Here is a 9,523-nt window from a genome sequence, read left to right as displayed (position 1 = left end):
CATGCCATTGCTCAGGGTTATATTTACCCTCTTTGGTTTAAACATTCATATCGATCAGCTTATCCGGTGTAATGGGCAGCTCGCGGATGCGTTTGCCGGTCGCGTTAAAAACTGCATTGGCGATAGCAGGCGCGACACCAATGATCGCGATTTCCCCAAGTCCCTTGCTACCCACCGAATCGGCCAGCAGATCGGGTTTGTTTACGAAATACACATCAATATCAGGCACGTCGGCATGTACGGGTACGTGGTAGTCGGCAAAATCCTTTGTAACATACCTTCCAAACCGGTGGTCCATCACAGCATCTTCCGTCAGCGCCATTCCGATGCCACCCGTTGCGCCGCCGATCATCTGGCTTGCAGCAGTTTTCGGACTCACGATCGTGCCCGCATCTGCGCAGCAAACAATTTTCTTAACCCTCACCTGACCTGTAAAAGGATGCACATGCACTTCTGCAAAATGCATGGAGAATGCGTACATCGAATACTTATTCCGGTTTTCGTCCGGTTTAGACTCCTGTGTCGCCTCTATTTTGGTGATATTATTTTGTTTAAAAAGATCAGCGATCGTAAGCTTTTTTCCAGACTTCCCATTAAGGCGCAGCTGCCCGTCTTCAAGCATCAAATCACCAGCCGCCGCATTCCTGAATGCAGAATCAGCATCTGAATTGGCAGCGGCCATGGTAATAAGCTGCTGTTTCAATGCGTCGCAGGCTGCCTGCACAGCTGGCCCCACGCTGTTGACGGTAGAAGAACCTCCCTGGTTTCCAGCTTTGGGAAACTCGGAACTGCCCAGCTGAAATATGATTTTTTCAGTCGGAATACCTGTTCTGTCCGCGGCGATTTGTACCATCGCAGTGCCGGTACCCGGACCTATATCTGTAATTGCACATTGCATGATCAGGTTACCTGCGCTATCCAGCTCCGCTCTCACGGTAGCCGCATTCCGGTTAGCCCCGAACGTACCGGTTCCCATTCCGTAACCTACCAGCCACTCTCCCTCACGCACAGAGCCGGGAGTCAATTTGCGCTTGTTCCAGCCAATCCTTTTTTTACCTTCCTCATAACATTCACGCATGTACTTGGTCGACCAGGGCATGTTCTTGTCCGGATCAGACTCGGTATAATTCAGCAGCCGGAACTCAATCGGATCCATTCCGATCGCGTGCGCCATTTCGTCCATTGCCGATTCCAGCGCAAAAGCCCCGGTAGCTTCACCTGGTCCGCGCATCCAGATAGGTGTGCTGACATTTAATGGTAAAATGCGGTAACGCGTGCTCACGCTGGGTGAGGAGTACATCATCCTGGTTTGCTGCAAGGTCGATTCGGTAAATTCCTCGTAACTCGAAGTCTGCCCAATGGAATAGTGGTTAATCGCCAGCAGCTTCCCGTCTTTCGTCGCGCCCATCTCGATTTTTTGCCAGGTACGTGGCCGGTAGCCTACCATGGTAAACATCTGCTCGCGTGTCAAAACCAGCTTCACCGGTCTTTTCACCTGTTTAGCCGCAATAATAGCAGCGGTTTCGTGCGGCCAGTTGTGCAAACCATTCCCGAAAGCACCGCCGACGAACGTGGCAATTACCTTCACATTCTGCTCGGGGATTTTCCATTCTTTGGCAAAGTTGGCCTGAGTCGGCTTTGTACCCTGCACTTTGTCGTAAACCGTCAGCTTATCGTCTGCCTCCCAATGTGCAGTGATAGCCTGCAACTCCATCGGATTATGTACTTCGGTGGGCAGCACGTATTCTGCCTCAACCTTGAATGGTGCAGACTGAAAAGCATCTGCATTTCCCCTGTCATAATCAGCCGTGGGCGACTTCGGGTTCTTTTTGGCTTGTGCCGGTAACACCGCGCCTTTGACATTTGCATCAAAGTCGGTACGATGCTGCTCCTTGGTATACTGTACTTTGACCAATGATGCGGCGTGCTGCGCTTTTTCCAGAGAAGTCGCTACAACTGCAATAATGGGCTGACCGTTTGAATGGATTTTGTTATCATAAAAAACGCGCAACGGCTGCCCGCCCACCGGCGGCTCGGAAGGGTGACCATCGTTTGACTGGTACCCCGGAACTTTGATCGCATTCACATGCGAGATCACCGCGATTACGCCGGGAGCGCGTTCTGCGGCTTTGGAGTCGATCGCCTTGATGGTGCCTTTGGCAATGCTGCTGCTGACCAGTACCGCGTAAGCGAGGTTAGGCAGGTTGTATTCAGCGGAGTATTTCGCAGCGCCGGTTACTTTCATCCGGCCGTCTACCCTGTCAAGCGGTTTATAGTCTTTCTTATCAAATAATAATGCTTCTTCCATCATGTTCTTTGCTGGTTATAAGCCGCTAAGCTTTCTGAGCCGCTGTTTTCAATGCTTCTACAATCACATTTTCACCTAACTTCAATTTAAAAGCATTGTATTTGTATGCTTTTGCTCCCTGCATCGCGATGGCGGCTGCCTGGCGGAAGCTATCCTCATTTGCTGGTTTTCCGGCCAGTGATTTTTCTGCCTCTGTTAACCGCCACGGTTTATGTGCCACGCCGCCCATTGCCAGTCTGGCTTCCTTAATCATGCCACCATCTATGTTCAAGGCGGCAGCAACCGACACCAGTGCAAATGCATAGGAAGCCCGGTCGCGTACCTTGTAGTAATGTGCATGCTGGTTGAATGCATTATCAGGTATCTCGACAGCGGTGATCAGCTCGTTTGCTTGCAGGTTGGTATCTTTTTCAGGATGGTCCCCGGGGAGCCGGTGGAAGTCCGCAAACGGAATGCGCCGTTCTCCTTTCGGTCCTCTCACCAGCACAGTCGCATCCAGCGCCACCAGCGCAACACTCATATCGCTGGGATGCACCGCAATGCAATGTTCGCTTGCGCCAAAAATGGCGTGCATCCGGTTGAAACCCTGTAAAGCGCCGCAGCCACTTCCCGGCTCGCGTTTGTTGCACGGAAGCGTGGTATCATAAAAGTAGTGGCAGCGCGTACGCTGCAACATATTTCCGCCTACCGTTGCCATATTCCTGATCTGCGCAGAAGCGCCTGCATTCAGTGCCTGGGACAGCAGCGGGTGCTTTTCCAGGATCAGTTTGCTGTCTGCTACCTGTACATTGAGCGCCAAAGCGCCGATGGTAACCTTCCCATTTTGCTGCTCAATATGTTTTAGCGGGAGACTGTTGATATCAATCAGCTTCCGGGGTGACATTACATTCCTTTTCATCAGGTCCACCAGGTTGGTTCCGCCTGCGATGAATTTGGCATTCCCGCTGTTCGACAATGCACTGAGTGCCGCAGCGGGCGTAGAAACACGTTCGTATTGGAATTGTATCATGATTTCAGCCCCCCGTTTTTCACTTCCTTAATCGCATTGACAATGTTGGGATAAGCCCCGCACCGGCAGATGTTCCCGCTCATATATTCCCTGATATCCGCATCGTTTTCGGCATGACCCTCTTTAATGCAGCCAATAGCCGACATGATCTGTCCGGGTGTACAGTACCCGCATTGAAAACCGTCGTGTTTAATAAAAGCCTTTTGCATCGGATGCAGCTCCTCTCCTTTGGCCAGTCCCTCAATGGTGGTCACCTCGCGCCCTTCGAGCATAACCGCCAGGCTGAGGCAGGATAGTACCCGCTGACCATCCACGTGAACAGTACACGCGCCGCATTGTCCGTAGTCACAGCCCTTTTTTGTTCCTGTGAGGTCAAGTTGCTCGCGAAGCACATCCAGCAGCGTTGCGCGGGGTTCGAGCGCCAGCTGTTTTTTCACCCCATTGACAGTCAGGTTAACAGGTACTGTTTCAAAAGCTTCCGTGATTTTTCCTCCCAAATCGTACTCGGCAGCTTTTGCTACCGCAGCAGGCGCAACTGCGATTGCAGTGAGAATGGAGGACGTTTTTAGAAAACCGCGCCGGGACCCGTGATCCTTGTCACTCCCGGACTGATCCGATGATTCGTTCCTGCTCATAAAGATGGATTAAGTTCTGGTGAAGTGTAATGCCGGTATCCTGGCGACGGAGCGTCTCAGGCAGTTCCGTTGGGAACATTTTATACAGAGAATGCAGGATCTAAAAAGATCGAGCCAGGAGGGCCCCTGCTTTACAACCGCACCAACTTCCTGATCACCCTTTTGTCGGGATAATCAAACACCAGGATATATAATCCGGCGGGCCAATGCGTGACATCTACCTCGAAGGTATCATTGATCTGGTCTTGCATGGAGAGGAGTTCAGTGCCGGACACCCGATAAACTGTAAATTCCAGCAACTTACATTGTGCACGCCATGTTGCGCTGTCCATTTGAACAGTAAACTTATCTTCTGTAACCGGGTTGGGATATACCAGCAGGTCTTCACCACAATCCGTTGTTTCCGGCATAAAAGGCCGGGCGGGAGATGTATTGAATGTTGATTGTAAAAAGTTAGGCAAGCCCTGGTAGATTTTGCCTCCGCGCAGATCAAGGCGCATTTCCCGGATATCAACCCTTTCAATGTTGCTGTTTGGCGAATTGATGACCAGTAAGCCTGCCCTGTCAATGCAGGCCATGTACAATTTACCGTCCGGCGCAAGCTGCATAGAGCCGCCTACGTAAGTTGGATTGTTGTTCGCTAAATCCGGGCTCAGAACTGGTGAAGGAGGTTTATTTAAATTGTTCAGATCAAATTGAAATGATCCGTAATCGTTGAAAAGCGACAGGTACAGTTTGGAATTATCAGGTGAAAAAGAGAGGCTATACTGCCCGGAAAAATCACCCAGACTGCGATAATTCGAGATTGTTCCTGTCCTGTCGTCAAAGTCGTAAAGTTCAAAGGGCCTGTCACGGTCTCCGTACACAGCTGCTGCCAGCATCCGCCCGTCCGGCGAGGCTTTCAGCGTTCCCAATTCCTCACCGATGAAGTGATTGGCACCTGCTTCTGCCTTTTTGTGAACCGTTCCGACCTTTAATTCTTTGGCAGCGGATATACCAAGCGGCGACACGAGGTAAACCAGGAAAATGTCACTGTCCCACCGGTGAGATACCAGCCAGAAATCCCTCCTGTTTGCATGCGGAACAGCTGTTAGCTTTTCAGCGCCAAACTCTTCAATCAAGGTATTTTTTGTTTCACCCAGCACTGCTCCCATTCCGCCCGACTGCGACATATCGACAATGGAATAGTTCAGGCCGCCTTTGTTGTCGGCGTAAGATCTTGTGGTGAACAAATAGAAAATCCCGGGCTTTGAAGGATAAGGCAGCACCAATGCAGATTGCGCAGATGTGTAGCTCCCCAGCAGTCCCTCCCCATTTGTCATCACCTGATGAGCGGCATTCCAGACTGTTCTTCCATCCGTATAAAAATGTAGCTTACCCGATTTCGGATCAGATGCTACCGCTGTACCTTCGACATGCTTGATAGGGCTCCCGTAAACCGGCGCAGGTTGATCATTGGCAAATGACAGACCCACACCCCGGCCAAAGAACCAGTTGTCTGCCTCGTGCTGCGCATAAACCAGGCGGGGCAGCGCCAGCATCATGAAGAGATATGCCGCCCACCTAATCACTATTTTCATTCTTAGTGCCTTTCAGCAGCGCGTAGATTGCCATGGCGTGACCGTGTCCAAGTTCGAAATCTTCTGCAAGCCACTTGGTAATTTCACCGGCTTTGACTTCGCTTTTTAATACACCGTCACTGGTAAAACCCTTTTCCTGCGCGAGCTGCCGGAAATCTTCCGGGCCTTTTCCGGTTTTTGTTTTGATTGTTTTGAGATATCCCTGGAATGACATAGCTGATTTATTTTTATTGAAATTTCAAACCACTATATAAGTCCCAGGGATGCGAAATCTATTTAAATCGCTCGCTATTCGCCTGATCACCTCAACGCAAAACCCATTTGATTTTACCTGCAAAAGGATCTTTGCTCACCAGCAACTTGCTGCCTTTTTTTGTGACTTCAATGCTTTTTACGGAATCCTGGCCGGGCAGGAACAGCTTTACTTCTGCTTTTTGAGGTGTATTTGCAAAGCTGAGCAGCTCGATGTTATTCCAGTCGATCTCACCTGTGGATTGTGCGACTTTCACCTGCGGGAGCACTGCGCCTTCGCGCACCAGCATAATTACTTCCAGCTCGCCAGCGGCAATTTCATGCCAGCCGCCTGCGTATACTTTTCTGGTCTGATAATCTACCCAGGTACCTTTTGGCAAGTAAACCTGCCGGGTTTTACCATTCTCAAACAGCGGGGCAACCAGCAAATCCGATCCGAGCATGTACTGGTTATCTACCAGCCAGGCACCGGGATCTGTCGGAAATTCGACCAGCAATGCGCGTACCATTGGGAGCCCTTTTTCGGAGGCCAGTTTGGATTGCGTGTAGATGTAGGGCATCAGCTTGTATTTCAACTCGACTGCTTTTCTGAAATAATCCTGAAATGCTTCGCCATACTCCCAGGGTTCTTTTGGCGCCTGTCCGTGCGTGCGGGTGTGAGAGCTCAGCAGTCCCATTGGTAACCAGCGCCGGTATAAATCCTCCGGCGTTTTCATTGTAAAACCGCCAATATCGTGACTCCAAAAGGTGAAGCCCGACAAGCCCAGGGATAACCCGCCGCGGAGCTGCGCTTCCATTCCTTTGTTGGTCGTTTCAGCATCGCCGCCCCAGTGAATGGGATATCGCTGACTTCCCGCCCAGGTACTCCTGGCCCAGATGATATTTTCACCATTCAGCTTTCGGGTAAGTTCGGATACGATCTTGTTGTACCGGAGCGGATACAGGTTATGTTCATAAAAACCAGTACGCCCCGACGCATAAACGCCTGAAAGCGGGGCAGCCTCGCCGAAATCGACTTTAATGGCTGATACCCCCAGTTTGAGCAGCTCCGAAATTTTATCCTCATACCATTCAATGGTTTTGGGATTGGAAAAATCGAGCACTGCGTCTTCGTAGGGAATAGTGCCATTTGCATTTTTGACAGCCAGACCTTTGGCAACAATCTCGGGATAAAGCACATTTTGAGGAACAAAATAAGGCAACTGCCAAAGTGAAGTATGGAAACCCTGCTTTTTCAGGTCTGAAATCATCAGTGCGGGATTCTCAAACCGGCTTGGCGCAAAGCGGTAATCACACCGCCAGTCAGTTTCAAACCATCCCGTATCGAAGTGGATCACATCAGAAGGAATCCTGTTTCTGCGCAGCTTCTCTGCTAAATTTCTCCCGTCTTTCTCAGAAAAATAGGTAATGCGGCTCATCCACAATCCGAAAGACCACAAAGGCGGCATCGGCGCTTTGCCTGTCAAATCGGTGTACGCGTCGAGGATTTCCTTTGGCTCGCCCAGGAACACAAACAGGTCCAGGTTTTCATCCCCGATCTGCATCGCATTGGATTCCCCGTAAGTAGCCCCAAAATCACAGGTAACCGGCGCGCTGGTGTGCATAAACATACCGTAGCCGCGCGAGCTCATGTAAAACGGAATGGGCTTGTACATCGTTTGCGTCTCCACGCCATTTGGGTCGTGGGTCCAGAGTACAACCTTCTGTCCGTTTTTATCCAATTTGGTAAAAGATTCGCCGCAGCCGAATATCTTTTCATCGGGAGAAATGGAGAAAACGGCGGCTACGCTGCGCGAATAATCAGCTGCGCGGCGGACAAATGAGAAAGGTAATGTAGGTGTAAATGAGGCTCTTCCGTCGGCTGCGCTTCGTGTTTGTGTCAAAACTTTTCCATTCGCATCCTTAATCAGCACTTTCCAGGGATTTTCATAAATGGTCACCGAACCGAAAGTACCCGTATACAAATGTCCCCCATTGATCTTGCTGTATTTCCACGATTTGTCCTGCACAGGCTCGCCCACAAGCAGAAGCGAAGGTCCAGCAACCTGTTTTTGCAGACTTGTATTTGCACGGATACGAACCGTACGCGGCGAGGTAAATTCAATGGAAAAAGGCAGTACAGGGTCCTGGGCGTACTCAATTGCGGGAAATTCGTTGCTGTAAGCGCGTTTATAGCTCAGCATCGAATTGTCGAAATTATGCGCAGAAAATGCTTCGTGCCGCTTCCACTTGATTTTGCCTGTTCCTGATTCGGGATCAAATGCAGCCAGGCTGTCGGCAAAGAATATGGTATTTGAAAAGTCGCGGAAGTCGCCGCTGATATCAACAGGTTCGTTCACCAATTTGGAATGCTGCGCCAATGCTTTAAATCCGATCGGGCACAGTACCAGGGAAAACAGCAGCAAACGCCATTTACCTGAAATTGTAGTTGAATGCATTATGGTAAAAGATAGTTAGGAGTCCCTCGTTACGGGACGATAATTTGTTTTACGGCAGATCGCCCGTCGCTGCCCGTCAGCTTAACCAGGTATGTTCCCGCAGCGAGGCGGGAATCGATATATGCTTCCCGCTGTGTTTTTTGCAGGTTAATTTTAGATAACTGTCTACCAGTAAGATCGAATACTTCGAGTACTGAAAACTCCCGCTCAGCCCATTGAACCGTGATGCGGTCGCGGGTTGGGTTGGGGAAAACCTTGACCTCGAATGCAGCCGCCCGGTCGGTTCCAAGAATTTCTCCGCCACTGCGCAGCACCATAGCTGTGACGGACATAGCCGGGAGTGATGCATTGAGCACATTTCCCGTCACTGCTACCTCCGACTTTTTAAGTGCATTCTGCGTATGTGACCGGAACGTTTCAGTAGCCGGCAGCTCTGAAAGGGTGTATACCGGCGCATTCCCCTGAGCAGGAATGAAATTACTCAAATTAACCCGCACAGACTGGCTTTGCTCCGGCGACCGGTTGACCAACACAAGTGTGAGTGAATCCCCGGCAGCATTGATGCTCGGGTAAGCAGATACCAGCGTTTCATTGGCTGACGTACCCTTTACCGAACGTGCCTGATTATAGCGGCTCAGCAAATGCAGTACCTCCCACATACCCGGCTTCCAGGTCCAGGGCGTAAAGATCTCCACGCCATTTTTCATGAATTCACCCATTGTAGACGCGTACCACACGGCGGTAACGGGCGCTGATATACTCTGGTCTATCCCTGCCTCGGTCAGTCCGAGTGTTACACCGTGCCCTGCTCCAAGGTACTGGACTAGCCAATCGTTGCAGCGGGCGAAAATGTATTCTTTGTTGATGCTGTTGTCGTAACCTCCATTTATGGTCTTCACGCCATTTGCTTCGGGGAAAATGTAGTTTCTGTCGAAAAACACCCGGTGCAATTGGGTGACGTCATTTGTATTTTTTGTTCCGGGGTAAAAATGGATATCGAGCACGTCCAGTAGCCTGATCCCGCTTTTCTGCTGTTCTTCGGCAACTGTTTTAATGAAATATTCCAGCCACGGGTAAGTCTTGCCATTTTCGCCGACGGGCTTTCCGTCCCAATTGTACCACTGCCATTCATTCGCAGTAACGGGACCTACCAGTTTGATGCCGGGAAATTTAGCCCGGGCTTTTTTGGCAAGATCAATGTAACGCTGCATAAATTCCTTCGGCGAAATTTGCCGGGGCATCACATCATCGTGCGTTCCCGACCAGATCTCCGGCTCATTGTCCATGTTCCAATAGCGGAT

General features: G+C 50.4%; 7 protein-coding genes. All 7 read right to left on the bottom strand.

Going from position 1 to position 9,523, the window contains the following annotated elements; translation table 11 throughout:
• Positions 1 to 37: 37 nt before the first annotated feature.
• Positions 38 to 2,311: a xanthine dehydrogenase family protein molybdopterin-binding subunit gene (locus ACTIE6_RS09745; RefSeq protein ID WP_439556455.1), complete on the bottom strand. Its 2,274-nt coding sequence runs from the start codon at positions 2,309 to 2,311 to the stop codon at positions 38 to 40.
• A 22-nt stretch (positions 2,312 to 2,333) separates the two neighbouring features.
• On the bottom strand, positions 2,334 to 3,317 hold the full coding sequence (locus tag ACTIE6_RS09740; protein ID WP_439556454.1) for an FAD binding domain-containing protein: 984 nt from the start codon (positions 3,315 to 3,317) through the stop codon (positions 2,334 to 2,336).
• Positions 3,314 to 3,952, bottom strand: coding sequence for a (2Fe-2S)-binding protein (locus ACTIE6_RS09735; RefSeq protein WP_439556453.1), 639 nt, complete (start codon positions 3,950 to 3,952; stop codon positions 3,314 to 3,316). The genes ACTIE6_RS09740 and ACTIE6_RS09735 overlap by 4 nt, the downstream gene beginning before the upstream one ends.
• A gap of 131 nt (positions 3,953 to 4,083) precedes the next feature.
• Positions 4,084 to 5,532, bottom strand: a complete 1,449-nt coding sequence (locus ACTIE6_RS09730) for a T9SS type A sorting domain-containing protein (protein WP_439556452.1) — start codon at positions 5,530 to 5,532, stop codon at positions 4,084 to 4,086.
• Positions 5,516 to 5,746 (bottom strand): DUF4287 domain-containing protein, encoded by a 231-nt coding sequence (locus ACTIE6_RS09725; protein WP_439556451.1) that lies wholly within the window; start codon positions 5,744 to 5,746, stop codon positions 5,516 to 5,518. Before ACTIE6_RS09725 ends, ACTIE6_RS09730 begins: the two co-directional genes overlap by 17 nt.
• 91 nt (positions 5,747 to 5,837) lie before the next feature.
• The gene (locus tag ACTIE6_RS09720) at positions 5,838 to 8,222 is read right to left on the bottom strand and encodes a TIM-barrel domain-containing protein (RefSeq protein ID WP_439556450.1); all 2,385 of its coding nucleotides are present in this window, start codon (positions 8,220 to 8,222) and stop codon (positions 5,838 to 5,840) included.
• Positions 8,223 to 8,251: 29 nt separating this feature from the next.
• The coding region (locus ACTIE6_RS09715) for a glycoside hydrolase family 44 protein (protein WP_439556449.1) at positions 8,252 to 9,523 on the bottom strand (1,272 nt) is incomplete at its 5' end.

It is taken from the genome of Dyadobacter sp. (assembly GCF_051859145.1).
Classification (GTDB): Bacteria; Bacteroidota; Bacteroidia; order Cytophagales; family Spirosomataceae; genus Dyadobacter.
The sequence above is the reverse complement of the archived record's forward strand: the minus strand, read 5'-3'. Positions and strand labels throughout refer to the sequence as shown.

Bases quoted from the DNA above. Each gene is read 5' to 3' on its own strand.
- ACTIE6_RS09745 (WP_439556455.1), bottom strand. From the start codon at position 2,311: ATGATGGAAGAAGCATTATTATTTGATAAGAAAGACTATAAACCGCTT.
- ACTIE6_RS09740 (WP_439556454.1), bottom strand. From the start codon at position 3,317: ATGATACAATTCCAATACGAACGTGTTTCTACGCCCGCTGCGGCACTC.
- ACTIE6_RS09735 (WP_439556453.1), bottom strand. From the start codon at position 3,952: ATGAGCAGGAACGAATCATCGGATCAGTCCGGGAGTGACAAGGATCAC.
- ACTIE6_RS09730 (WP_439556452.1), bottom strand. From the start codon at position 5,532: ATGAAAATAGTGATTAGGTGGGCGGCATATCTCTTCATGATGCTGGCG.
- ACTIE6_RS09725 (WP_439556451.1), bottom strand. From the start codon at position 5,746: ATGTCATTCCAGGGATATCTCAAAACAATCAAAACAAAAACCGGAAAA.
- ACTIE6_RS09720 (WP_439556450.1), bottom strand. From the start codon at position 8,222: ATGCATTCAACTACAATTTCAGGTAAATGGCGTTTGCTGCTGTTTTCC.